Annotated in this window: 23 protein-coding genes; 10 read left to right on the top strand and 13 right to left on the bottom strand. The window is 58.1% G+C overall.

All coding sequences use genetic code 11. From position 1 onward, the window contains the following. Nucleotides 1-185: 185 nt before the first annotated feature. The 4 genes from nadE to E5K02_RS18920 form a co-directional block, all read right to left on the bottom strand. On the bottom strand, nucleotides 186-2,120 hold the full coding sequence (gene nadE / locus E5K02_RS18905; protein ID WP_135396833.1) for an NAD(+) synthase: 1,935 nt from the start codon (nucleotides 2,118-2,120) through the stop codon (nucleotides 186-188). Nucleotides 2,121-2,440: 320 nt separating this feature from the next. Continuing rightward, a complete protein-coding gene (rnc, locus tag E5K02_RS18910) occupies nucleotides 2,441-3,190 on the bottom strand; it encodes a ribonuclease III (protein ID WP_135396835.1) in 750 nt (249 codons plus the stop codon). Then, nucleotides 3,190-4,437 (bottom strand): beta-ketoacyl-ACP synthase II, encoded by a 1,248-nt coding sequence (fabF, locus tag E5K02_RS18915; RefSeq protein WP_135396837.1) that lies wholly within the window; start codon nucleotides 4,435-4,437, stop codon nucleotides 3,190-3,192. Before fabF ends, rnc begins: the two co-directional genes overlap by 1 nt. An 88-nt stretch (nucleotides 4,438-4,525) precedes the next feature. Continuing rightward, nucleotides 4,526-4,762, bottom strand: a complete 237-nt coding sequence (locus E5K02_RS18920) for an acyl carrier protein (RefSeq protein ID WP_073109216.1) — start codon at nucleotides 4,760-4,762, stop codon at nucleotides 4,526-4,528. A gap of 162 nt (nucleotides 4,763-4,924) precedes the next feature. Here E5K02_RS18920 and E5K02_RS18925 point away from each other — a divergent pair, with 162 nt between their 5' ends. Then, on the top strand, nucleotides 4,925-5,353 hold the full coding sequence (locus E5K02_RS18925) for an IPExxxVDY family protein (protein WP_135396839.1): 429 nt from the start codon (nucleotides 4,925-4,927) through the stop codon (nucleotides 5,351-5,353). 161 nt (nucleotides 5,354-5,514) lie between these two features. Beyond that, a complete protein-coding gene (gene pyk / locus E5K02_RS18930; protein ID WP_135396841.1) occupies nucleotides 5,515-6,954 on the top strand; it encodes a pyruvate kinase in 1,440 nt (479 codons plus the stop codon). Nucleotides 6,955-7,030: 76 nt separating this feature from the next. Here the strand turns inward: pyk and E5K02_RS18935 are convergent, their stop codons facing one another. Together E5K02_RS18935 and rpsT are read right to left on the bottom strand one after the other, a co-directional pair. Beyond that, a complete protein-coding gene (locus E5K02_RS18935) occupies nucleotides 7,031-8,548 on the bottom strand; it encodes a T9SS type A sorting domain-containing protein (RefSeq protein ID WP_135396843.1) in 1,518 nt (505 codons plus the stop codon). Between the two features lie 138 nt (nucleotides 8,549-8,686). Beyond that, the gene (gene rpsT / locus E5K02_RS18940; protein WP_100334670.1) at nucleotides 8,687-8,944 is read right to left on the bottom strand and encodes a 30S ribosomal protein S20; all 258 of its coding nucleotides are present in this window, start codon (nucleotides 8,942-8,944) and stop codon (nucleotides 8,687-8,689) included. Between the two features lie 220 nt (nucleotides 8,945-9,164). On the opposite strand from rpsT, the gene E5K02_RS18945 reads away from it, so the two are divergent. Then, nucleotides 9,165-10,334, top strand: coding sequence for an MFS transporter (locus E5K02_RS18945; RefSeq protein ID WP_135396845.1), 1,170 nt, complete (start codon nucleotides 9,165-9,167; stop codon nucleotides 10,332-10,334). Nucleotides 10,335-10,402: 68 nt separating this feature from the next. Here E5K02_RS18945 and E5K02_RS18950 read toward each other — a convergent pair whose 3' ends face one another. Further along, entirely contained in the window at nucleotides 10,403-11,161 is a 759-nt protein-coding gene (locus E5K02_RS18950; protein ID WP_135396847.1) for a DUF4142 domain-containing protein, read from the bottom strand. A gap of 318 nt (nucleotides 11,162-11,479) precedes the next feature. Here E5K02_RS18950 and E5K02_RS18955 point away from each other — a divergent pair, with 318 nt between their 5' ends. Next, nucleotides 11,480-12,463 (top strand): YheT family hydrolase, encoded by a 984-nt coding sequence (locus E5K02_RS18955; RefSeq protein ID WP_135396849.1) that lies wholly within the window; start codon nucleotides 11,480-11,482, stop codon nucleotides 12,461-12,463. A 239-nt stretch (nucleotides 12,464-12,702) separates the two neighbouring features. Here the strand turns inward: E5K02_RS18955 and rsmG are convergent, their stop codons facing one another. From rsmG to E5K02_RS18970, 3 genes are all read right to left on the bottom strand, one after another. Next, nucleotides 12,703-13,323 (bottom strand): 16S rRNA (guanine(527)-N(7))-methyltransferase RsmG, encoded by a 621-nt coding sequence (rsmG, locus tag E5K02_RS18960; RefSeq protein WP_206025991.1) that lies wholly within the window; start codon nucleotides 13,321-13,323, stop codon nucleotides 12,703-12,705. 250 nt (nucleotides 13,324-13,573) lie between these two features. Continuing rightward, nucleotides 13,574-14,197 carry an RNA polymerase sigma factor gene (locus E5K02_RS18965; RefSeq protein WP_135396851.1) on the bottom strand — a complete coding sequence of 208 codons (624 nt, stop codon included), beginning with the start codon at nucleotides 14,195-14,197 and terminating at the stop codon, nucleotides 13,574-13,576. Next, nucleotides 14,188-15,318: a glycosyltransferase gene (locus tag E5K02_RS18970; protein WP_167856492.1), complete on the bottom strand. Its 1,131-nt coding sequence runs from the start codon at nucleotides 15,316-15,318 to the stop codon at nucleotides 14,188-14,190. Before E5K02_RS18970 ends, E5K02_RS18965 begins: the two co-directional genes overlap by 10 nt. A 177-nt stretch (nucleotides 15,319-15,495) precedes the next feature. On the opposite strand from E5K02_RS18970, the gene tgt reads away from it, so the two are divergent. The 3 genes from tgt (at nucleotide 15,496) to E5K02_RS18985 (ending at nucleotide 18,884) form a co-directional block, all read left to right on the top strand. Beyond that, on the top strand, nucleotides 15,496-16,626 hold the full coding sequence (gene tgt, locus E5K02_RS18975) for a tRNA guanosine(34) transglycosylase Tgt (RefSeq protein ID WP_135396855.1): 1,131 nt from the start codon (nucleotides 15,496-15,498) through the stop codon (nucleotides 16,624-16,626). A 134-nt stretch (nucleotides 16,627-16,760) separates the two neighbouring features. Further along, nucleotides 16,761-17,837, top strand: a complete 1,077-nt coding sequence (locus E5K02_RS18980) for an LptF/LptG family permease (RefSeq protein ID WP_135396857.1) — start codon at nucleotides 16,761-16,763, stop codon at nucleotides 17,835-17,837. Nucleotides 17,838-17,951: 114 nt separating this feature from the next. Next, complete coding sequence (locus E5K02_RS18985; RefSeq protein ID WP_135396859.1) at nucleotides 17,952-18,884, top strand: DMT family transporter; 933 nt, start codon at nucleotides 17,952-17,954, stop codon at nucleotides 18,882-18,884. Here the strand turns inward: E5K02_RS18985 and ispE are convergent. Next, on the bottom strand, nucleotides 18,840-19,655 hold the full coding sequence (ispE, locus tag E5K02_RS18990; RefSeq protein WP_135396861.1) for a 4-(cytidine 5'-diphospho)-2-C-methyl-D-erythritol kinase: 816 nt from the start codon (nucleotides 19,653-19,655) through the stop codon (nucleotides 18,840-18,842). The two genes, E5K02_RS18985 and ispE, sit on opposite strands and share 45 nt — an antisense overlap. A gap of 177 nt (nucleotides 19,656-19,832) precedes the next feature. On the opposite strand from ispE, the gene E5K02_RS18995 reads away from it, so the two are divergent. From E5K02_RS18995 to E5K02_RS19005, 3 genes are read left to right on the top strand one after another with little or no spacing between them, the layout of a single operon-like run. Further along, the gene (locus tag E5K02_RS18995) at nucleotides 19,833-20,483 is read left to right on the top strand and encodes a sugar transferase (protein WP_135396863.1); all 651 of its coding nucleotides are present in this window, start codon (nucleotides 19,833-19,835) and stop codon (nucleotides 20,481-20,483) included. After that, complete coding sequence (locus tag E5K02_RS19000; RefSeq protein ID WP_135396865.1) at nucleotides 20,480-21,184, top strand: acetyltransferase; 705 nt, start codon at nucleotides 20,480-20,482, stop codon at nucleotides 21,182-21,184. Before E5K02_RS18995 ends, E5K02_RS19000 begins: the two co-directional genes overlap by 4 nt. After that, the gene (locus E5K02_RS19005; RefSeq protein ID WP_135396867.1) at nucleotides 21,177-22,322 is read left to right on the top strand and encodes a DegT/DnrJ/EryC1/StrS family aminotransferase; all 1,146 of its coding nucleotides are present in this window, start codon (nucleotides 21,177-21,179) and stop codon (nucleotides 22,320-22,322) included. Before E5K02_RS19000 ends, E5K02_RS19005 begins: the two co-directional genes overlap by 8 nt. A gap of 187 nt (nucleotides 22,323-22,509) precedes the next feature. On the opposite strand, the gene E5K02_RS19010 is transcribed toward E5K02_RS19005, so the two are convergent. Both E5K02_RS19010 and E5K02_RS19015 read right to left on the bottom strand, forming a co-directional pair. Next, nucleotides 22,510-23,199, bottom strand: a complete 690-nt coding sequence (locus tag E5K02_RS19010; protein WP_135396869.1) for a hypothetical protein — start codon at nucleotides 23,197-23,199, stop codon at nucleotides 22,510-22,512. 231 nt (nucleotides 23,200-23,430) lie between these two features. Next, entirely contained in the window at nucleotides 23,431-24,552 is a 1,122-nt protein-coding gene (locus E5K02_RS19015; protein WP_135396871.1) for a trans-sulfuration enzyme family protein, read from the bottom strand. Nucleotides 24,553-24,581: the final 29 nt, after the last annotated feature.

A 24,581-nucleotide genomic window follows, 5' to 3' on the forward strand; every position in this document is an offset into this window, starting at 1 on the left:
CTACTTGTTCAGTTTCCCGCACTGGCCGCGAATACTGAGAGTATGCCTGCTTAGGTCACCTTATTAGCCAAAACTTGCGCCCCGTTCCCAACTTTATTTCAGTGCTCTGTAAACCAATTCGTTAATCTACCTAAAACTTCCCTGCCCTGGTGTGCAGTAGCTCAACCAGAACCCGCTCAGCTGCGCTACAGGCTGTTTAGCTCGTGCGTGAAGCCGCCGCTCAAAATCGGGAATCGTAGCCACGAGCGGGGGTCCACGTTGTAGTCATCGAGGTGGAAGGCCGGGGCAAACCGTTCTCGCTTCCACTGGTTGCGCGACCAGAGCGAATAGAATCGCTTCACGTAGGTTTTTAGCTGTTCAGGGTCGGTGTCCGGCTCTTCCTGCACCAGCGTGGCGTACACTTGCTGCGGACTAAGCCGGTTGTAAAAGGCCAGCCGCTCGATTCGGTTGAGCAGAATGTAGGGCATCAGGTCCCGCTCGTCGGTTTGCTTGTCTTCCAGGGGGCGCAGCTCGGCCGTGGGCTGCAGGGCATTCACGTGGCGCAGGCCGGGGTAGTTCAGCTCGGTTTCGGCCCAGCGCAGCCATTTCTTCACAAAATCCTTGTCGACGCCCCCGATGGGCGAAATGCTACCGGCCGTGTCGCCATCCATGGTGCAATACCCCACGGAAGCTTCCGAGCGGTTCGACGTGGTGATGAGCAGGGCATTCTGCACGTTGGCGAGCAGCCAGATGGCAGGGGCCCGCACCCGGGCCTGAATATTTTGCAAGGCCAAATCGTCGGTTTTCCAGCTTAGCTCCCGGCCCAGCGCATGCTGGATTTTGCCCACGTAGCCCGTTACTTCCTCATCAATCCCCCAGTTGTAGAACACGGCCCCGATGGACTCGGCCAGCTCTTTGGCCGAGTTAAAGGTATCGTCGGAAGAGTTGACGGTGCCCTGATAGGCGCAGGTCAGCAGGTGGCCCGTTATTTCCCGCTGCTGCCGCTGTTGTTCGGCGTCGGGTTGGGCGTAGGAGGCATCCTTGGGCCCGGTGGCCTGCTGATCGGTCTGCGGCTCAGCCGGGCCGGCAATGCGGGAAATATCTTCGGCGGTAAAGCAGCCGGAGCGACGCATAAACTCGGCCGTCCCGATTTCCTGGGTGCCCAGCCGTACCATTTCGGCCACGCCCACGGCGCACATGCAGGAGTCGGCCCCGCCGCTTAGGCTTAGTACGAAGCCGCGGGTGCGCGCCTTGCGCATGTAATCGAACAAGGCCAGGCTCAGGGCCTGGTTCAGTTCCCGGTACTCGTCGGGTGTGGGCAACGGAGTAATGACTTCAGCATGGGCCAAAGGCGTCGAAAAATCCACGTCCACGCACTCCATATCCACTTCCTTGAAGCTCAGCAGCTGGTTGCGGTGGAGCAGGTGGCCGTTGCGCGCTACCAGAATTTCGCCGTCGTAAATCATCCGGCCCGCTTCGTTGCCGAGCAGGTTGGCGTAGAGGTAGGTGCAGTCGAAGTTGCGCGAGGCATTGAGCACGAGGTTGTAGCGCACGTCGGTTTTGCTCATGGCAAAGTGGCTGGCCGACGGATTCACAATTAAATCGACGCGCCCTTTGAGGCGGCAAGCGGGCCGCTCGTTGTCGGGCCGCCAGGCGTCCTCGCAGATTTCAAAGCCGAACCGCACGCCCTTATGCTCGAATACCAGGTCACCGATGGGCCACTGCTGTCCTTGCCAATTTACCGTACTGGTTTCGCCGGCCCGCCAGGAGTTGAAGAAGCGGGGCTCGTAGTGCACCCCGTCGTTGGCCAGAAACTGCTTGGCCGCAAACCCCAGAATTTCTCCGTCGCGCAGCACGGCCGCCGTATTGTAAGTGCGTCCATTCAGGCGCACGGGCAAGCCCACGCACACGAGGATTCCCTGGGTCCAGGGCCGCACCTGCTGCAGATACTCCAGGGCTTCGGCCGACAGCCAGTCACTTAAAAACAAGTCTTCGCAGCCGTAGCCGGTCAGGCAGAGCTCGGGCAAACAGAGTAGCTCCACCCCAGCCGCCTTGGCCTGATCCAGGGCTTCTTTAATCGTCCGCAGATTGTGTTGCCAGTCAAAGGGTATCTGGTTGAGGGCGGCGCCAGCTAATTTCATAGGGAAAGGTAGTGTTTCCACAAAACAACTGCATTTCACCTCAGCAGGTTGTATTGAGGAAGTAAAAAAACCTGTCATGGTGAGGACGCGGGACGCAGCAATCGGCCCTTCGCGTATTACACCATTACTTTTACTAAAAAGCGTTGGGGTCTGCCACAGTGAGCGAGGCACGACGCCATCCATCCGCGGAAGTGCTCATCCTAGTAAACGGCAAAGCCCCTCACTACCGGCGTGTAGTAAGGGGCTTAGTGGTACAATGACAAGGACAACTCATGCTGCGCAGCGGACGGCTGGCTTCACGCTGCTCGCTATTACAGCAATTATACTCCTAGTGCTGCCAAGGCCCGCTCGGCGGCCAGTTGTTCGGCCTGCTTCTTACTCAAGCCCATGCCCGTGGCCACCGGCTCGTCATCGAGCATCACCGTGGCCGAAAACTCCATTACCCCGCCCGCCCGGGGCTGGCCGGTCAGGTCGTAGCGGATGGTCTTGCCCTGGCGCTGGGCCCACTCAATGAGCTTACTCTTAAAGTTGGCCGTCGTTTCAATCAACGACTTGACATCAATAAAGGGCTTAATCAGACGAGCCAGCACAAATTTTCGGGCAGCTTTATAGCCTTGGTCCAAATAAATGGCCCCGACCAAGGCCTCCAGCGCGTTGCCGTTTACGGAGCGCGACCGGGCGGCCCGCCCCTGCGCCGGATCAAGCTGCACGAGCTTATCCAAGCCAATTTTCAGGGCCAGGCCGTTCAAGCTTTCCCGGTTGACGATGCGGGAACGAAGCTCGGTGAGAAAGCCTTCCTGCTCGTAGGGGAACTTACGAAACAAGTATTCGGCTACCACGGCCCCCAGCACCGCGTCGCCCAGAAACTCCAGCCGCTCGTTGCTTTGGTGCCGGGCCGTGTCGCCCTGCTGCCGCACCACCGAGGAGTGGGTAAAGGCCAAATGGTAAAGCCGCACGTTGTCAGGCGTGCGGCCGATTACCGTTGCAATTGCTTGGCGAAAAGCTCGGTCCTGCCCTAGCAGCCGCCGGAAAAATCCAAAGAGCGGTAGTGGCTGACCTGGTCGAAGCATTAGTCGCGCAGCTTGCGGAAAACTACCGACGTGTTGTGCCCGCCAAACCCGAAGGTGTTGCTCATGGCCACGGTCACATCCCGCTTCTGAGCCTCGTTGAACGTGAAGTTCAGGCGAGCATCCAGCTCCGGGTCGTCGGTAAAGTGGTTGATAGTCGGCGGAACAATCCCGTGCTGGATAGCCAAGATGCTGGCCAGCGCCTCGATACCACCTGCGCCCCCGAGCAGGTGCCCAGTCATGCTTTTGGTAGAACTGATATTGAGGTTGTAGGCGTGTTCTCCGAATACTTTTTCGATGGCCTTGATTTCAGCGCCGTCGCCCAGCGGCGTACTGGTGCCGTGGGTGTTGATGTAATCAACTTCCTGCGGGCTGATACCGGCGTCGCGCAGTGCGTTTTGCATTACCAGTACCACCCCTTCCCCTGTCGGGTCGGGAGCAGTGATGTGGTAAGCATCCGACGACAAGCCGCCCCCGATGATTTCGGCGTAGATCTTGGCGCCACGGGCTTTAGCGTGCTCATACTCCTCGACGACCAAGGCCCCGCTGCCCTCGCCCAACACAAAACCGTCCCGGTCTTTGTCGTAGGGGCGAGAAGCCGACTCGGGGTCGTCGTTTCGTTCGCTCATGGCTTTCAGGGCATTGAAGCCCCCTACCCCAGCCTCCGTAATGGCAGCTTCGGAGCCGCCTGTCACGGCCACGTCGGCCATACCGAGGCGGATGTAGTTGTACGCCGCCACAATAGCGTCGGAGGAGGACGCGCAGGCCGAAGTCGTCACGAAATTCGGGCCGCGGAAACCGTTCTTAATCGAGATGTTGCCCGACGCGCTGTCGGCAATCATTTTCGGAATGAAGAACGGGTTGTAGCGTGGGGTGCCGTCGCCTTTGGCGAAATTAAAGCACTCCTCCTGGAAGGTTTTCAGGCCCCCAATGCCCGACCCCCAGATAACGCCGACGCGGTCCTTATTGACGCCCTCCAGGTTGGCATCCTTGATGGCTTCGTCGCTGGCAATGACGGCAAACTGCGTGAACAGGTCCATCTTCCGACCTTCTTTGCGGTCGAAATAGTCGTCAGGATTGTAGTTTTTTACCTCGCAGGCAAAGCGCGTTTTAAACTTGCTGGCGTCGAAGCGGGTGATGGCGGCCGCACCGCTTACGCCGCGCGAGAGCCCGTCCCAATATTCAGCGACGGTTTTGCCCAGCGGGGTAATGGCACCAAGGCCGGTCACAACAACTCTCCGAAGAGACATAGGCGAAAGTGGAGACTGAATAAAAAGCAAAACGGCCGGCGGCGAGCCGGCCGGTAAGCACTAAAACAGGGTAGAAAGAAGCGAAGCCTTACTTAGCGTGCTCTTCCAGGTAGCTGATAGCCTGACCAACAGTGGCAATGTTTTCAGCCTGATCGTCTGGGATAGACACGTTGAATTCTTTTTCGAATTCCATGATCAGCTCGACAGTGTCCAGGGAATCAGCGCCCAGATCGTTCGTGAAGCTAGCTTCAGGAGTTACTTCAGACGCTTCAACACCAAGCTTATCAATGATAATGGCTTTTACTTTTTCTGCAATTTCAGACATTTCCGTGGGGGTTTAGAGAAAACTCGGCACAAATAACACTAACTTCCCTAACATTTTCAAACCGGCAGCCTGTAATCTTGGCAGTGTAAGATTATGGCTGAGGTGGTTTCTTTGGCCCTGTTGCGTGTGTAATTTTGTTCTTCGCCGTTTTGGAAGTGCCTTATGAAAACGCTCACGCTGGATCTGGAGTATGATTGTGACTTCGACTTGTTCGGTATTGTTTCCTCGAGCCGGGAGCACAAGTTGGCTTGGACGCTGAACAGTTCCTTGCGCCTACGTCTGATCAAGCAGCAGGATTTAATTTACGATTTGTTTGCCCAAGGCCGGCTGGTTATTAGCAACTACCTGCACGCTACCGAAAACAGCACTTTGCGCCTGCTGCGCAACCGCTCGGTAGACCCATCCCCCCTGAAAAAGCCGTTTCTGGCCCCCGACATCAAGGAATACGATTACCTGATTCAGGTTAGCAATGGGGCCGGGCCCCTGGCCCCGCAGGAACTGCTGGAGCAGCTTACGCGGCTGCCCGAGGTGCAGTACGCCTGCCAATTCGACCCGAATACACTAAAATTCAAAGAAAATCTGCTCTTTTGAGCTCGCACAACCAGCGGCGACTACCGGAGTCGCAGCACAGGACCTTATTTCGTCAGCCCGAAACTGGCCAGAATAGCATTCTGCCTGGGATTTCGCGCCACGGGATGAGGTCCTTCGCTTGCCCTCTGGCTAGCCGCACTATTTAACCCGAACCATACTGCATGGAACCGACCGCTCATTTTAATAAAGTCAAGATCGTGGCCACCGTGGGCCCGGCTTCTAACACCTACGAAAAGCTGGGAATGCTTATTCGCGAAGGCGTGGATGTATTCCGGTTGAACTTCTCCCATGGCTCCCACGAAGACCATTTGGCCGTTATCAACACCGTACGACGCCTCAACAAGGACCTGCGTACGCATGTGGGTCTGCTGCAAGATTTGCAGGGCCCCAAAATTCGTTTGGGAGAAGTAGAAGGCGGCGGCGTTGAGATTAAACCCGGCGACAAAATCAAGCTGGTATGCGGGGAGAAGGAAATCAGCACGGCCACGCGCCTGAGCACGATTTACCTAGGCCTGGCCCGCGACGTGAAGCCCGGCGACATGATCCTGATTGACGACGGTAAAATCGAGTTGCGCGTACTGGCCACCGACCGGGACAAAGAGGTCGACGTGGAAGTAATTTACGGCGGGCTGGTGAAGCCCCGTAAAGGTATTAACCTGCCCGACTCCGAAGTTTCGGCCCCGTCGATGACCGAAAAGGACATTGAAGATTTAAAGTTCGGCCTGGAAAACGACGTAGATTGGATTGCACTGTCCTTCGCCCGGCGGGCCGAGGATATCCGCTTTATTAAGAGCCTGATTGCCGAGAGCGGCAAAACCGCCCGCGTCATCGCCAAGATTGAGACGCCGGAAGGCCTCAAGAACCTCGACGAAATCATTGCCCTGACCGACGCCGTGATGGTGGCCCGCGGCGACCTAGGCGTGGAGGTGAAGATGGAAGAGGTGCCGATGGCCCAGAAAATGATTGTGGAGAAGTGTAACAAGGCCGGCAAGCCAGTAATCGTAGCGACCCAGATGATGGAAAGCATGATTACGGCACCCCGCCCCACCCGCGCCGAGACCAGTGACGTCGCCAATGCCGTCATCGATGGGGCTGATGCCGTGATGCTCTCGGCCGAAACGGCCGTGGGTGCCTACCCCGCCGAGGTCATCCGTTCGATGGTAGCTACCATTCTGAGCGTGGAAACCCGCATGCCAAACCTGTTTAACCGCTGGCACCCCATCACGCCGGAGTCGCCCTCGTTCATGGTCGACAGCGTGCTGTCGGCGGCCTGCCACTTGGCTAAAAACACGGGTGCCAAGGCCATTACGGGCATGACGCACCGCGGCTACACGGCCTTCCAAATTGCTAAGTATCGCCCCAAAGCCAATATCTTTATCTTCACTGACAACCGCCCGCTGCTCACCACTCTGAGCCTGATCTGGGGCGTCCGGGGCTTCTACTACGACCGGATGCTGAGCACTGACGGCACCATCTCCGACATCAAGTACGTGCTGACTACCACCGGCCACCTCAACAAAGGAGACGTCTTTATTAATACGGCCTCCATGCCCATCAACGAGAAGGGTAAAACAAACATGGTGAAGGTGAGCGTAGCCTAGCCCCCACTTTCCCGTTCGCAAAAAAGCCTGGTCAGAATAGTCCGACCAGGCTTTTTTATGTCTCATGCCATAGACGTTAGGGCAGCTTTTGTACCTGCAAAGCCCGCGCCGAACCGTCGGCGGTTCGGAGCTGGGCTACGTAAAGCCCCGCGGCTTTTTCCTGTAGGGGCAGCAGCACCTGGGTTTGTCCGGTTGCCAGCGTCGTTTGCCACACGCAACGCCCTACCGCATCAAGTAGCACCAGCCGGGAACCCGCCGGAACTGCCGTGGCCAGTTGCAAAGTCATGTTGGCCGAGGTGGGGTTGGGAAACACTTGAAAAGCCGGGGCCGTGGTAGCCTTGTGCGTGGGCAGTAGGGTCCCGAAGCTAGCACGACTGCCGCAGGTGGTTAGGGCCGTGCCGCGGGTCCGGGAATAGTATTGCAGCGACTTACTGCCGTAGAGCTCACCGAGCCCAAGCGAGGATGAAAAAGCCTGCTGCCAAGCTAGGGCGTCCAGGCCCAAAGTGTACATAGCGGTAGAGGTGCGGTACATAATCTGGTACGCCGGCTGCAGTCCAGGGCCAAAGCACCCGCTGCTGTTGCCGCTAAGGAGTCCCATACCTACAATTAGGCGTTGGTCGTTGCCGGTTGAAGAGGCCAACCGGTACTCGCCCGACAGCATTGGCAAAGCGTTGGAAATAGCCCTGTTGACCTGCAACTGCCCCGTACGCAACGATACGGCCAGCCGCCCCCCGGTAACGGGCCCCAGCGTATTACCAACCGTGTTGTTGCACCCCGGAACACTGAAAGTTTCGGTACGGCTCTGCTCCTGAAAAGTATACACCAGGCTATCGGCGGTTTGCTGACGGCTTTTGATGCGGCGCAGCGTATAGGTGCGGGAACAGGGCAACCCACCGTAGCTGAAGGGTTCTTCAACATAGCCGATTTCATCCCCCGCCTGCATATCAAACAAGGCCAGCGGACTATAGGCTGATTGCAGCAAAGGAGCCGGCAGCTGGGATTGGACGTACTGCTTCGAGGCTCCCGCGTACGGATACACCAGCTCCGTCGCCGCTAGTAAGCCGTAGCGCCGGCTCAGGCGCACTACTTGCCCGTTACTGAGCGTAATGGTAGCGAGGCTGTCCGTCACGGTGGGGCTGCCGAAGCTTTGCAGCGTGCGACTCGTAAGGGTAGCCGTTACCAGTGGGTTTTGGCCGGCCGTCCAGGTAGTGCCAACGGCCACCCGGGGGCGCAACAGCAACGTCGTAGCGCCCTGCCCGGCCGTTGGGTCGAGGTTCACAACCAGCCGGTAGTCGGATGTGCCGGGCCGCCATTCCAGCCGGGAGCCAAACAGGTTATTTCGACTTTTGTAAAAATTGGCCCGGTCACCCTCCGGAGCCCGCCGCATCATGCGGTTGAAGGTATAAACCGAGTCGCCGCCGGTAGTAACATAGGCCGAATCGACCCGTAACGTGTGCGTCTCGCTGCTGGCAGTGGCATTGCTCACCTGATAGGCATAAATCAGCCCTTGCCGGAAAGGCTTCCAGCTTTGGGCTTGCCCCGTTTGCTGTAACAAACACGCCCCGCTAATCAGTAAGTAGTATATTTTTTTCATCCGCAATAGGTTAAGTGTATGAATGCGGGAAAATATACAATAAAACTGTTACTCAAGCCTTAAGTAATAACAAATAGAAAAGCCCCAATGCTTAGGCACTGGGGCTTCTGTATAACAGAGCAGAAAAGTCAGTGGTGCTTAGGCAGCCAGCGACTTCACGAACTTAGCCAGCTTCGACTTGTTGTTAGCGGCTTTGTTCTTGTGAATGATGTTCTTCTTGGCCAGACGGTCCAGCATCGACGATACTTTCTTCAGCAGCTCTTGTGCCTCGGTAGCATCGGTGGTGGCGCGCAGCTTCTTAACAGCGGTGCGGGTCGATTTAGCCTGATAACGGTTCAACACGCGCTTCGCTTCGTTGGAACGGATGCGCTTGAGGGCCGACTTATGATTTGCCATGGGTATGGTAAAATTGACGTTCTGCTCGGATTGTGTTCAATTGGGTTGGCAAAGGTAAGCCTTTGGTTTGAAATAACAAATACCTGATCCGCATTTGCCCACCTCAGCCCGAGCCAATGCGCAAATATAGCTGCTTCGGCCTGATTTTGCCTGTGCTAAACCAGCAAACGAGGCGTTGCCCCACCTAACCCACGCTTTTCCGCTTACCTTTTGCGGGCTTATGAAATACCTTACCCGCACCGTCTGGCTGCTTTCCCTGGTTAGTCTGTTTACCGACTTGGCCAGTGAGATGCTGTATCCGGTACTGCCTATTTACCTGAAAAGTATTGGCTTCTCCGTCTTCCTAATTGGAATTCTGGAGGGCGTGGCCGAAGCTACTGCCGGACTCAGCAAGAGCTACTTCGGCCAGTGGTCCGACCGGCTCGGGCAGCGCCTGCCGTTTGTGCGGTGGGGTTACGGCCTAAGCGCCCTATCTAAGCCCATGCTGGCCGTACTGGCCGCGCCTTGGTGGGTGCTGCTGGCCCGCACCGTCGACCGGCTGGGCAAGGGGCTGCGAACTGGCGCGCGCGACGCCCTGCTGGCTGATGAAGCTGCCACCGGGCGCGTCGGAGCCGTCTTTGGCTTTCACCGGGGCCTCGATACGCTGGGCGCGGTACTGGGGCCGGCAGCGGCCTTGTATTGGCTTACCCAGCATCCGGGGCAGTACCGCTTGCTGTTCTTGCTGGCTTTTATTCCGGGAATAGTTGCCGTGTTGGCCACACTACTAATTAAGGCCAAGCCCATACCTGCCTCAGCAACACCAGTTCGTCCTTTTTGGGCCTCTTTTGCCTACTGGCGGCAGGCTCCGCCCGCTTACCGGCACGTGGCCGGGGCCCTGCTCATATTCGCTCTTTTCAACAGCTCCGATGCGCTTCTGCTCTTGCTGGCCCGGCAGCAGGGCTTGTCTGACCCCGCTGTTTTGGGCGTCTACATCTTTTACAACTTGGTGTATGCCGTAGCAGCCTTTCCAGCCGGTTTGCTGGCCGACCGCCTTGGCAAGCGTCCTTTGCTGGTAGGTGGCTTGGCACTGTTTGCGGTAGTATATGCCGCGGCTACCCAGGTACACGGCTGGGAGTGGTTTGGAGCTGTATTCGGGCTCTACGGCTTGTATGCAGCCGCGACGGAGGGCATCGGGAAGGCCTGGCTGAGCCAACTCTGTGCCCCCACGGATAAAGGGGCTGCCCTGGGTACTTTCGCCGGCTTGAATAGTTTGGCCGCCTTGCTGGCCAGCACAGTAGCCGGGCTGCTGTGGCACCTGCAAAATGCAACGCTTGCTTTCGGGATTTCGGCCGTGGCAGCAGCGGCTGTGGCCATCTTTCTGGCAGTTGTGCCCGTGCCTACAAAGCACTAGCCCCCGCCCGGTTGTTCGGACAGGGGCTAGTGTCGTGAGCTGGCTAAACCACTTGGCGCCGAAAAAGATTAATCAACTTTTTTCTCGATTTGGTCGGCCATGGTGTGGTGCGAGCGGAGCATGGGCAGCGCTTTGGTTGCAAACGACTGAACAGCTGGCGTCTGTGCGCCTTTGCTCTTCACCTCGAACATGGCAACATCCATCTTGTGGGCCATTTCCATGGCGTCCATGTAGTCCTCATCAAAGGCTTTGCCCGTTTTGTTCATCAGCCGGTCGGCCATGGCTTGGTGTACGGGCATCATGGTTTGGGGCAAGGTAACTCCCAAAGGAGCTGCTACCGTTTTCAGCTCCTGGGTAGCCTTGGTGTGGTGGTCGACCATCATCTGGCCAAATTTCTTCACATCCGCATTGGTTGATTTTTGCACGGCCATCTGGCCCATCTGAATTTCGAGCAGGTTGCTGCTGGCGGCTGTCATCAGGAAAGTTGGATCCTGCATGGTGGAGAAAGTGGCCATGAAAGCCGTTGGATCAGCCGCGCCGGCCGCGCCGCCCGTGCTAGCCAGCCCGCTGTTGTTCTCCGTAGAGCCCGAGCCGACCATAACCGACGTACCACCGGTAGAGCCCCCGCCGGTGGTCCCGGAGCTAGCGCCAGTGGCGGTGCCGCTGGTAGTACCCGAAGAGGAAGCGCCGCTGGCAGCATCCATGCTGGTGCTCGTACCGGTTGAGCTGCCCGAAGTCGAGCCGGCACTCATACTCGTATTGGCCGTGCCGCAAGCAGTGCCCAAAAACAGCGCGCTGCCTACCAAAAGTTGGGGAATTACTTTCATCGTTTTCATAGTTTGAGTTGTGAGTAGGGTGTGTATACGATTTGCTACTAAATCAAGATGCTACTGTTCAGCCTGTTGCTGTCAATACCTTCCTTGATAAGCCCCCAACAGCACCTTGCTCTCCTGCCTGAATTCTGCTTCTTACTTATGCAGGGCACGACCAGCCTGGGCGCAACTTTCCCCGGTGGCCCTGGGTTTGGACCCCAGCTATGCGAAGCAGGAAGTTCGACAAAACAGGTATGCATGCATACCTGTTTTGGTTGTATCTTTCCATAGCCAGTTGCGCTAGCTCCCTATCCTTCCGCTTATTTGCCGACGATGCCTATTGTTTCTCCTTCCCGCTATCAGCCCCCGTTTTACTTGTTCAATGGGCACATCCAAACCATCGTACCCAGCCTGTGGCGCACGGTGCCGGATGTGACCTACCAGCGCGAACGGGTGGAAACTCCCGACGGCGACTTCCTGGACCTCGACTGGTCGTACCAGGCCGGTGAACCGGCCGACACGCTTGCCATCGTGTCGCACGGGCTGGAGGGAGACGCGGGGCGGCCCTACGTGCGGGGTATGGTGCGCGCCCTCAAGCGCGCCGGCCTCGACGCGCTGGCCTGGAACTACCGCAGCTGCAGTGGGGAAATGAACCGCCTCGTACGCTCCTACCACTTGGGCGATACCGACGACCTGGATTTTGTGATACGCTACGCCCTGGCCACGGGCCGTTACCGCCGCGTGTTCCTGACCGGCTTTAGTGCGGGTGGCAACGTGACCCTAAAGTATTTGGGCGAAAACCCGGCCCGGATACCTCGGGAAGTAGCCCGAGCCGCCGTGTTTTCGGTGCCAACGGACTTGAAGTCCAGCTCCTACCAAATTTCCAAGCCCGAAAACCGCCTCTACCTGGCCCGCTTTCTAAAGTCGTTGCGGGCCAAAATGCGGCAGAAAGCGGAGCTGCTGCCGGGCCAGATCAACGTGGACAACCTAGAGCTACTGCGCGACTTTCCGCAGTTCGACGACCGGTTTACGGCCCCCATGCACGGGTTCAAGTCAGCCGACGATTATTATGAGCAGTCCAGCTCGGGGCGTTACCTAGCCGGTATTGCCATTCCTACCTTGCTGGTAAATGCCGAAAATGACCCGTTCCTGGCGCCCTCCTGCTTTCCCCGGGACATAGCCGCCGCCTCGGAATTTGTGTTTCTGGAAACGCCACCCGAGGGCGGGCACGTCGGCTTTGCCGAAGGCACCCCCGATGGAGAATATTATTCGGAACGCCGCGCCGTGGAGTTTCTGACAGCAGAAATACCGGGTTAATATCCTGAAGGCACACTATGCAGCGTGCGGATGAATGTACTACACTCCTGTTCTGGCGCGGACGCAGGCCGAAGCAACCCGTCCGCTGACATGTGCTGAGTGCTCCCACCTGAAAAGCCCTACCGTCTGAGCAGACGGTAGGGCTTTTTGGTAAAAGGCCGTGCCGCAGCAGACAGCTGGCCACGTCTCTGCTTTATGCGCAGAATACTTACAAAGACAGGGGCCTTGTACGGCACACCTTAAGTTGTGACAGGAACAAAGACGACTTTTTTGGTTTCGAAGAATTCTTCCTCAAAGTAGTCGCTCAGGTTGTGCACGTGAGCAACTAGCCCAGATTCCTCGATTTCCTCGGTCAGGTCGCCGCCTTTGAGGTAGTAGAGGCCCGTAGTGGCGTCGCCTTGGGCCTTGTAGCGGTGGGCAATCCAGGGGTGAAACGTGGCCAGGCGCGCCACGGCGCGGCTTACGACGTAGTCGTATTTGGCCCGCACCTGCTCGGCGCGGGTCTGCTCGGCCGTGAGGTTGCGCAGGCCCAGAGCGTGGGCCATTTCCTGCACGGCCCGAATTTTCTTGCCAATGCTGTCGACGAGGTGAAACTTCACCTCCGGAAACAGAATAGCCAGGGGAAGGCCCGGCAGCCCCCCGCCCGTGCCCACATCGAGCACCGACGTGCCGGCCGGAAACTGCACTACTTTGGCAATGCCCAATGAATGCAGAAAGTGCCGCTCGGCAAGGTTGTCCACATCGGTGCGGGCTACCAGATTCAGGCGCTCATTCCAGCTACGAAACTCGGTTTCGAGTTGGGAAAAATGCCTTTTTTGTTGGTCGGTGAGGTCGGGAAAGTAGCGGGCCAGAATATCCATTGGCGCAAAGATAGTGAGGCTTGAGCGGTGACTAACACTACTGATACGGCCAGGCGAGCCGCGGCGAAACATCTCGGGCGCTGATGGTAGCTCGGCAACCGTGCTGCTGCGCCCCAAGAAGTATGCCTGCTGCTTCGTTGCCATGCCGAATGATTCGCCTTCTTGGCTGCACTCGAAATACCATGTGGGTACTGTCAGTCAAGCAAAGAGCACAAAAAAGCCCCGCCGTATGGCGGGGCTTCTGTCATCCTTAAATGATGTGCTTCTTGTTTTTCACCATGTCATAGAGCAACTCACGGGCGCGGTGCAGCTGGGCTTTCACGGTGCCGAGCGGGGCTTTCAGCTCCTGGGCAATTTCTTCGTAGCTGAGCTCATCGAAGTAACGCAAAGTCACAAGGCGCTGATACTTATCGGGCAGCCGCGAGACGACGTGCTGCATGATTTCGATTTTCTGATTTTTGATGGCCGACTCCTGGGGGTTCAGGTTCTGGTCGCGGAAGTCGATGGTAATCTCGTCGCCATTGTCAATCTTGATGGCCGAGTCAATGGACATCGTCTTGATTTTATTCTTGCGAATAAAGTCGATGCAGTTGTTGGTGGCAATGCGGAACAGCCAAGTACTGAAGGCGTACTCCGGGTTAAACTTGTGCAGGTTGCGGAATGCTTTGGCAAACGCCTCAATAGTCAGGTCCTCGGCGTCGTCGGGGTTGCGCACCATTTTGAGCACCACGTGGTACACCGGCTTCTTGTAGATCTGCATCAGCTCGGCATACGCCTTTTCATCGGCTTGCTCCACAGCAGCGCGAATGAGCTTGAAGTCGTGCTTGGCTTTGGCAGAAAACTGCTTTTGAATTTCCTGATTGTTTACTTCCATCGGAGGTTACGGTAGAGGAACAGCGAAATTCCCAGAGCTAGATAGTAAAAAAAATAAACAGCGTCGAGTACGGGCAGCAACACAGTCGGCAGTCGGTTGTCGAGCCGCTGGCCAAGCTTTGCATACGTAGCACAAATTACCACCGTACGAATACCCCACAAGGCGGTCAAAGGTACCCAATCGGGTCGGGAAATCAGCAGCACCAAGGTTGTGAAATAAAAAAGCAGATTAGTGCCAATAAAGTTTCCGATTCGTAATCTATCGGCCAGCCGGTAGCGCTGGCCCGCCGACAAATGCCGACGTTTTTGGCGCCACCACACTGCCCAGGTTTTGGCTGGTACGCTAAGCGTATGTGCAGCCGGCTCGGCCTCCACCGTCACGCGTTGTCCGTGGCGCACGGCATCCTGCACGAACAGGTCGTCGTCGCCGCCGAGGCTGCGGATATGGGAAGCAAAGCCTTTGGTTGCATGGAAACATTGCTGCGTGTAGGCCAGATTGCGGCCCACGCCCATGTAGGGTTGCCCCCGCCACGCGAAGGACAGATACTGTGCTCCAGTGAGCAGGGTTTCAAAACGGATGAGTTTATTTAAAAAACCGGGCGCCTCCGCATAGGCCGAATATCCCAAAATAACATCCGCCGGCCGGCTGAAGCCGCGTTGCATTAATCGAACCCACTGATTAGTAGCCGGAATACAGTCGGCATCGGTAAACAACAGGCGCGGGTAGCGCGCCACTTTTATTCCCAGGGTCAGGGCATATTTTTTTGGCGACAACCCTTCGGGCGTTTTATCCACCGTTACTAGGCGCACGTTGGGATAGTACTGGGTGAGCTGCTGCACGTACAGATACGTGTCGTCGCCCGAGCGGTCGTCGACCAAAATAATTTCGAAGCCGGCCGGATACTCCTGCTGCAAGAGCAACGGCAGCAGTTGGCGCAGGTTGTCCAGCTCGTTGTGGGCGCACACCAGAATAGAAACCGGTTCGGCATCGAGTTGCGCATCGGCCGGCGCAGGGGCTTGGGGGCGCAGGGCGAAGGGCAGAAAGTAATACGCCGCGTAGCCCAGCTGTACCAGCACGGAAACCAGCAGCAGCCAAATAGCAGGAGAAAATTGGACTGGCAACGCGTAGAAATTGGGTAAGTGGGCAAAAGTAGGTATTCAACACGAGGGAACCGTGGTAAGGGTTTACCTTTGCAGATTCAAACGCCATTTCTCCGCCGGGGCGTGGCTGGGCGTAGTCCGCAGCCCAGGACGAACAGCTCATCTGCCATCCCCTGAAACGGGAATTCTTATCCACGCATGACCTTCGATTTAGTAGCCCACGACCCTCAGTCCAAAGCCCGCGCCGGGGTGGTGCACACGGCGCACGGCGCCATCCAAACGCCCATTTTCATGCCCGTGGGCACGGCCGGCACCGTCAAGGCCGTGCAGCAGCGCGACCTGAAAGACGATATCAAGGCCCAGATTATCCTGGGCAATACCTACCACCTCTACCTGCGCCCGGGCCTCGACGTGCTGCGCGCGGCCGGTGGCTTGCACAAGTTCAACGGCTGGGACCGGCCGATTCTCACCGACTCGGGCGGCTACCAGGTGTACTCGCTCAGCGGCACGCGCAAAATCAAGGAGGAAGGCGTGAAATTCCGCTCCCACATTGATGGGTCCCAGCACTTGTTTTCGCCCGAGGGCGTGATGGACATTCAGCGCACCATCGGGGCTGACATCATGATGGCCTTCGACGAGTGCACGCCCTGGCCCTGCGAGTACGACTACGCCGCCCGCTCCCTGGACATGACCCACCGCTGGCTCAAGCGCTGCATCGAGCGTTTCGACAGCACCGAGGGTCACTACGGCTACGAGCAGACCCTGTTCCCGATTGTGCAGGGCTCGACGTTCAAGGATTTGCGGGTGAAGTCGGCCGAGTTTATTGCCGAGCAGGGCCGGGAGGGCAACGCCATCGGCGGGCTGAGCGTGGGCGAGCCGGCCGAGATGATGTACGAAATGACCGAGCTGGTCTGCGACATTCTGCCCCAGGACAAGCCCCGCTACCTGATGGGCGTGGGCACGCCGGCCAATATCCTGGAAAACATTGCCCTGGGCGTGGATATGTTCGACTGCGTGATGCCGACCCGCAATGCCCGCAACGGCATGCTGTTCACTACCCAAGGCATTATGAACATTACCAACAAAAAGTGGCAGCTGGACTTTGAGCCTATCGACCGGGAATTAGGCGGCTACGTGAGTACGTTTTACTCCCGTTCCTACGTTCGGCACTTATTCCAGAGCCAGGAAATGCTCGGCCCCCAGATTGCCTCGATTCACAACCTGTCGTTCTACCTCTGGCTGGTGCAGCAGGCCCGGGAGCAAATCATTGCCGGCACCTTCCGCGACTGGAAAGACAAGATGGTGAAGCAGGTCATGACGCGGCTGTAAGAGTTGGTTTTTGGTTCATGGTTTTTGGTTGTTGGTTTGTGCTTTGCCAGCAACTCCGAGCAGAATGCTGCTCACCTCGATACGACAACCATCGACCATCCCAAAAACCAAAAACGAATAACTAAAAACCAACTGTGAAGCTGCTCGATAAATACATACTGGTAAAATTTCTCACCGCGTTTTTCTTTGTGGTGGTGGTGCTGGTGAGCGTTATCTGCGTGATTGACTTCACGGAGAAAAACGACGACTTCATTCAGCACAACCTCTCGGCGGGCAAGATTATTTCGGAGTACTACCTCAACCTGTTTCCGTACTACGCCAACCTGCTCTCCCCGATTACGGTGTTTATTGCCGTGGTATTCGTGACGGCCCGGCTGGCGGCCCGCACCGAAATTGTGGCTATTCTGGCCAGTGGCGTAAGTTTTCAGCGCCTGCTGGTGCCCTACTGGATGGGGGCTTTGGTGATTGGCATTATCACGTTTGGGCTCATTGGCTGGGGTATTCCGATTGCCAATAAAACGCGGGTAGCTTTTGAGAAGAAGTACATTAAAAACCCCTACCGCTACGACGCACGCAACATCCATATCAAGATCGGGCCCAAAGCCTACGTGTATATGGAGAGCTACGACAACGTGAACAACGTGGGTTACCGCTTTGCGCTGGAAACTATCGAGGGCACCACGCTCAAGCGGCGCATGACGGCCGACGCCATTACCTGGGACTCGACGCGCCGGGCCTGGCGCCTGACGCCCCAGCTGGTGCGCACCTTCAACGGGCAGCAGGAAAAGCTGCTCACCCTGCCCGCCCGCGACACGACCCTGAACCTCTACCCCAAGGACTTTGCCAGCACCTGGCGCCTGTCGGAAACCCTGACCCTGCCCGAGCTCAATGCTTACATTCAGCAGAAGATTGACCGGGGCGCCGACGATACCCAAGTATACCTGAGCGAAAAATACGAGCGGTTTGCCTACCCCTACGCCATCTTTGTCCTCACCACAATTGGGGTAATCCTGAGCGCGCGCAAGTCGCGGGCCGGGGTGGGCGGGCAAATAGCGCTGGGGTTTGTGCTGGCCTTCGTATTCCTGATTTTCGTGATTCTGAGCCGCAACCTGGCGCAGGTAGGTGACATGCAGCCCATGCTGGCGGCCTGGGTGCCCAGCATCATTTTTACCTGCATTGGCATTGCCCTTTACCGTTTCGTACCGCAGTAACCGGTGAAAAGGTGAACTGGTGAACGAGTGAGTTTGATGTTCTGGCGGCGCAAAACGCGCGGTGGGAACCACAACTCACTCGTTCACTAGTTCACCATCTCACTATTTCACTTTATGCTCAAAGACTACCTGCGCCTGCATTTTATTGTTCTGCTGTGGGGCTTCACGGCCATCTTAGGCAAGCTGATTTCGGTGCCTCCGGTAGAGCTGGTATTCTGGCGGACCTTGTTAGCTTCCGCAGGCCTGGGCTTGCTCCTGACCGTGCGCAAGCAGGACTGGCGCGTGCCTCTGGCCGATGCGGCGCGCCTGCTGGCCGTGGGTGCGCTGGTGGCCGTGCACTGGATAACGTTTTTCCTGGCCGCCCGCCTTTCTTCAGTGAGCGTGTGCCTGGCCGGCCTGGCCACCCTGGCCTTGTGGACTTCCTTGCTCGAACCCCTGCTGCTGTGGCGGCGGGTGCGGGGCTACGAGGTGGGCCTGGGCCTGCTCACCATGGTGGGGCTCTACCTCGTGTCGCAGGCGGAGCTGGACCAGTTGCTGGGCCTGGGGGTCGCCATTGTTTCGGCCGGGCTTTCGGCCCTGTTCAGCGTGCTGAATGTGAAGCTCGTCAAGCGGTATTCGCCCATCAAGCTTACGTTTTACGAAATGGCCGGGGCCTGCCTGAGCATCGTGCTGTTCTTCCCCATTTATTCGCGCTACTACACCCAGGGCGTGGGCCTGCAGCTGGCCCTGAAACCCCTGGATTGGCTGTGGCTGCTGCTGCTGGCCGGGGTGTGCACCGTGTACGCTTTCTCCTCGTCGGTCGAGCTGATGAAGCGGCTATCGGCCTTTGTCATCAACCTGACCATCAACCTGGAGCCCATCTACGGCATCATTCTGGCCGTGCTGATTTTCGGGGCTCAGGAGAAAATGTCAACGGGCTTTTACCTGGGCACGCTGGTCATCCTGTTCAGCGTACTGATTCACCCCGTGCTCGACCAGTGGAATCAGCGCCGGGCCCGGCGGCTACAGGAGCCCGTTCCAGACGAGATAGTCGTGACCAACCCCTAACGCCGCCGGGGGCGCGGTCTGCCCGGGAAACAGTCCGTACACGGCCGAGCCCGAGCCCGACAAGCTGGCATACGCCGCGCCGGCCGCGTACAGGGCCTGCTTGATTTCGGCCAACACGGGATAATGGGGCGTCAGGGCTTCCTCAAAATCATTCGTGACGGTTTCCCGCCAGGTTTCTATGGGCTGGGCCAGGCTGTGGCGCAAGTCGTGGCGGAGCGTACGCGGCACCACGCGGGAGTAGGCTTCGCCCGTGCTGATGTGCAGGTTGGGATACACCACCTTGCAGGCCACCCCGGTCAGATCGAGCGGTACGGGGGCGAATACGTCGCCTTTCTCGTAGGCAAAAACCGGCTTGTTTTCTACGAAGAAGGCGCAGTCGGAGCCCAGGCGGCGGGCGTACTGCTGCAGCTGTTCGGTGGGTAGCTGCAAGTTGAACAACTCGTTCAACGCCCTCAGGGCAAAGGCCGCGTCGCCGGACCCCCCGCCCAGGCCAGCCCCGATAGGCACCACTTTGTGCAAATGCATTTGCACCGGGGGCAGCTCGAAATCCGTCTTCAGCAGCTCGTACGCGCGCCAGCACAGGTTGGTCGACAGCTCCCCGGGAATCGGGATGCCGGACAAGGTCAGCACATTGCCGGGGGCGGGCAGTATTTCCAGCGCGTCGCTCCACGGCAGGGGCACAAACACCGATTCGAGGTTGCGGAAACCATCGGGCCGCTGCTGGGTGATATACAGGCCTAGATTTAATTTAGCGTTGGGAAATACAAGCATAGTCGTAGCTAGACGCAGGACGGAAAAAGCACGAGCCCGAAGCGGGTTTTCAACACTCAGAAGCGGACGTTAAACGAGCCGACAGCCGTGCACGGCGCAAGCTACGGCCTGCGCTGCACAAAAAGCATATTTTTGCTTTCTGCCTACCTCTGGCAGCTTTGGCTTTGGCTTTTGCGTATGTCTGATTCTGCTTCCGCATCCTGGTATCGTGCCTGGGGCAAGCGCCTGCTCGACCTGAGCCTGGCGCTGCCGGTTGCCCTGCTGACGCTGCCGCTGCTGCTGGCCGCCGTAGCCGTACTGGCCGTGCAGAACCGCGGGCAGGTGCTGTTTCGCCAGCAACGGCCGGGCTGGCACGGCGCGCTGTTTACCCTCTACAAGCTTCAGACCATGACCAACGCCCGCAACGCCCAGGGCCAGCTGCTGCCTGATGCGCAGCGCCTCACCCGCCTGGGCCGCTGGCTGCGGGCTACTTCTATTGATGAGCTTCCCCAGCTTTGGAACGTGCTGCGCGGCGAGCTAAGCCTGATCGGGCCCCGGCCGCTACTGCCCCAGTACCTGCCCCTGTACTCGCCCCGGCAGGCCCGCCGCCACGACGTAAAGCCCGGCATTACGGGCTGGGCTCAGGTAAACGGGCGGAATGCTATTTCCTGGGAACAAAAGTTTGAATTCGACGTCTGGTACGTCGACCACGTATCGTTGACCCTGGACTTGCACATTCTGTGGCTTACCGCGGGCCGCGTGCTGGGTGCCCAGGGCATTTCGGCCCCGGGCCAGGCCACGACCGAGGCCTTCACGGGCTCCGCTTCTTCTTCTTCTCCTTCCGCATGACCCACCTTTCGCCCCTATTATCCTCTGATTCGGCTTCCGATTCGGCCCGGACCTTGCCCAAGCTGGTCATTTTCGGGGCTGGCGGCCTGGGACGCGAAGTGCTGGTGCTCGCGCGCCAGATCAACGAGGTGAAGCTCACCTGGCACCTGGCCGGCTTCTTCGACGACCAGGCTCCCGCCACTTCCGCCATCCATGGCCTGCCCTACCTGGGCGACACGGCGGCGTTAAATTCCGTTTCCGAACCGCTGCAAGTTGTCATTGCCGTCGGCAACGGCCGCAGCCGTTCGGCCATTGTGCAGCGCCTTACCTCCCCCCTGCTGCGTTTCGCCACGCTGGTGCATCCGGCCGTGGCCCGCCAGCCCTACCAGCACCTGCTCATTGGCGAAGGCTGCATCATTGGGCAGGGCTGCATCCTGACTACGGATATCCAACTGGGCCGCCACGTGTTGCTTAACTTGGGCTGTACTATCGGCCACGATGCGGTGCTGGAAGATTTTTGCTCCTTGATGCCCCACGCCAATGTCGGCGGGGAAGCCTACCTCGAAACGGGCGTCTACCTAGGTACCAATGCCACTGTTATCAACCAGGTCCGGATTGGGGCCCGCACCATCGTGGGTGCCGGGGCCGTAGCCGTCCGCGACCTGCCCGCCGACTGCACCGCCGTGGGTGTTCCCGCCACCGTTATCAAAGTACATGCGTAGCCAGGATTACGACCGGATTTTTCTTTCGCCGCCCCACCTTGGCCGCCACGAGCTGAACTACGTCCACAAGGCCATTGAGGACAACTGGGTAGCCCCGGCCGGCCCTAACCTGACGGGTTTCGAACAGGATATCTGCCAGTACACTGGCGCCCAGCATTGCGTGGCACTGTCGTCGGGCACGGCGGCCATCCACCTGGGGCTGATCATGCTAGGGGTAGGCCCCGGCGACGAAGTGCTCTGCCCTTCCTTCACCTTTGTGGCTACCGCTAACCCTATTCTGTACTTGGGGGCCACCCCCGTGTTTGTGGATAGCGAAGCCACTACTTGGAATATGTGCCCGGAACGGCTCCGGGAAGCCATTGAAGACCGAATCCGGTTAGGAAAAAAGCCGAAGGCCCTGCTTCTGGTTCACCTCTATGGTATGCCTGCTCAGTTGCAGCAGCTGCAAGCCATTGCCGAAATGTTTGACATTCCAATTCTGGAAGATGCTGCCGAAGCTTTAGGCTCCCGCTACGACGGCCGCCGCCTTGGCACCTTTGGCGCGGTGGGCATTTTTTCCTTCAATGGCAATAAGATTATCACGACCAGTGGCGGCGGGGCGCTGGTAACCGACAAGGCCGACTGGGCCGCCCAGGTCCGTTTTCTGGCTACGCAGGCCAAAGACCCGGCCCCGCACTACCAACATTCGGTGGTGGGCTACAATTACCGGCTCAGCAACATCCTGGCCGGCATCGGCCGGGGGCAGATGGAGCTTATCGACAACCGGGTAAAAAGCAGAAGGGAAATATATACTTGGTACCAACGGAATCTGCAGGACGTAGCCGCCCTGCAATTTGGGCCAACCGAGCCGGCTTTCGGCTTCTCTAACCGTTGGCTGACAACGATTACCCTCGACCCAGCTCACACCGATAGGACGCCCGAACAAGTGCGCCAACACTTGGAAACCCACAACATCGAGTCGCGGCCGCTCTGGAAACCCCTGCACCAACAGCCGCTTTTCGCCGACGCGCCGCGTTACGGTCAGACTGTCAGCGCCGATTTATTTACCCGCGGACTGTGCCTGCCCTCCGGCTCCGCCATGACAGAAACTGATTTACGACGGGTAGCGGATGCGCTCCGCGAGATTCTGCTGGCCTAGCACTCCTCTTCCTGAGCATATATCTTCACTGAAGGGTACATAAAGTTCCGGGCACAGTACATACCGCACAAAAGACAATAGTAGTAGTACAAAGCCCCTTCTATCAGTACATATTTCTCAGGTGCTCGATGTGCATTCTATCTTTCTGGTGGAGTGGTGGGGCCACAACTACATTGCAGCGAAGCTTCTAAGCAGCCATTCGGCCGGTATTCTCCCGTTGGTCCAGGCTTTTAACCTGCGGCATGGGGTTCCTGCATACTTTGCGCAGCACCAGGTGAGTAGGCAGATAAAACACGACCAGCAAGGCTGTCATCCAGCACACCAAGTACACCGGCGCGGGCAGCCAAGTTTGCGCTTGGGCATCATCGAAGCCGAAAACGTAGTTGATGTTGACCGGAATCTTTGGATCAGGCATCGTAGTACCGGCGGCGGGCAGCAGGAAATACGCCACCAGGCACAGGCTCCACCCCAGGCCCGTCCAGGCCCAGAGGGCACGCCGGTCGTAGCCCAGGCGTTTGACCAGGAACACCAGCAAAAACGGTAGCCAGCCGTGGAAGAAAGACAATCCGCGCAGAAACAACGACCGGTTGGGGTCAAACATATAGCTCGTCATCCCCACCAAGCGCACCCCCAGCAGTTCGCCCAGAAAGTCGGCGCACCAGAACGCCTGGGGCAGCAGGATACCCACAGCGGCCATTGAAGCCGGCAGCGCCGACTCGGTCCACAGGCTGATAAAGCACAGCAGCAGGGCAATATCACAGAAGTATAGAAAGTTGGTGGGGCCGTAGTTGACATAGTAGACCGGCACCACCACCGCCAGAAAGGCGCTGAAAATAAGCTTGAGCGAAAGAGGCAAGCGGGACGAAGCAGAAGCCATGAGCAAATAGGTTAGTGAGCAAGAAGGAAAGCCGGATTATGCCAGCAGTACACCGTGGTACTGCTGCGAAATACGACACCTTTCCGCCAAGCGGAACCGCAAAATTCGCTTTGCTCAGACTTTTTCTTTTACCAATTAATCATCGTATAAATATGACTTACAGCATCATACACCAATTCAATCAGACTTAATAATTTATCATTTGCCCGCCGATTTAGCGCGTATTACTCCTTAATCCAGGGCCTGGGCCAGGTCGGCCAGGAGCTCTTCCAAAGGCTCAATGCCTACCGACAGCCGCACCAGCCCGACGGTAATGCCCAGCTCCTGCTGCTGCTCGGACGTGAGGTAGCGGTGCGAAGTGCCCAGCGGATACGACAACGACGAGTCGACGCCGGCCAGGGACGGGGCGAAGGGAAACCGCTTGGTCCGGCGCATCAGCTCATTGACGGCGGCCTCCTCATCGGCCAGCAGAAACGACATCATGCCCCCAAACAACCCAGCGCCCTGCTCCCGGGCCAACGCGTGCTGCGGGTGAGCATCCAGGCCCGGATAGTTTACTTGCCGCACCTTGGGGTGGGCCGCCAGGAAATTAGCAATGGCTAAGGCGTTGGCACTGTGCTCCCGCATGCGCAGGCGCAGAGTCTTGAGGCCGCGCACGGCCAGCCAGCTTTCCATGGGGCTCAGGGTAAGCCCGTAAAAAGTCCCGATTTGCTTGAGCCGGGCGGCCGTTTCGGCATCGTTGGTCACCACTACACCGGCCGTTACGTCGCTGTGCCCGGCAATGTATTTGGTCACGCTGTGCAGGGCAATATCGGCGCCCAGCTCCAGGGGCCGGGTAATGACGGGCGAGGCAAAGGTGTTGTCGACCACCAGCTTCAGACCCTGAGCGTGGCACTCGGCGGCTAGGCGGCGCAGGTCGGCCACGCGCAGCAGCGGGTTGCTGATAGTTTCGGCCAGCAGCAGCCGGGTCGTGGGCTGCACATATTCCTGCAGCGTGTACAGCTGCTCAAAGGGCACGTAGGTCACGCTAATACCCATGCGGCTCAGCTCGGCATTCAGCAACGACGAGGAGCCTCCGTAGATATCAGCGGCGCACAGCACATGGTCCCCGGCTTGGCAGTAGGCCAGAATAGCGGCAAAAATGGCGGCCATACCCGAGCCGGTGGCTATGGCCCCTACCCCACTTTCCAGCTTGTTAACGGCCTCGGCCAGCTCGTCCGAGTTGGGGTTGCCGTTGCGCGAGTACATATACCGGCTGCCGGGCTCCCCAAAGTATTGTTCCAGCTCGTTCAGGTCATCAAACTTGAAAACGGAGGTCTGGTATATCGGGGTGATTTTGGGGCGGATGTCCATGCGGGGCAAAAGGTTGGAGCAAAGAAGAC

The sequence above is a fragment of the Hymenobacter metallicola genome (assembly GCF_004745645.1).
Taxonomy (GTDB): domain Bacteria; phylum Bacteroidota; class Bacteroidia; order Cytophagales; family Hymenobacteraceae; genus Hymenobacter; species Hymenobacter metallicola.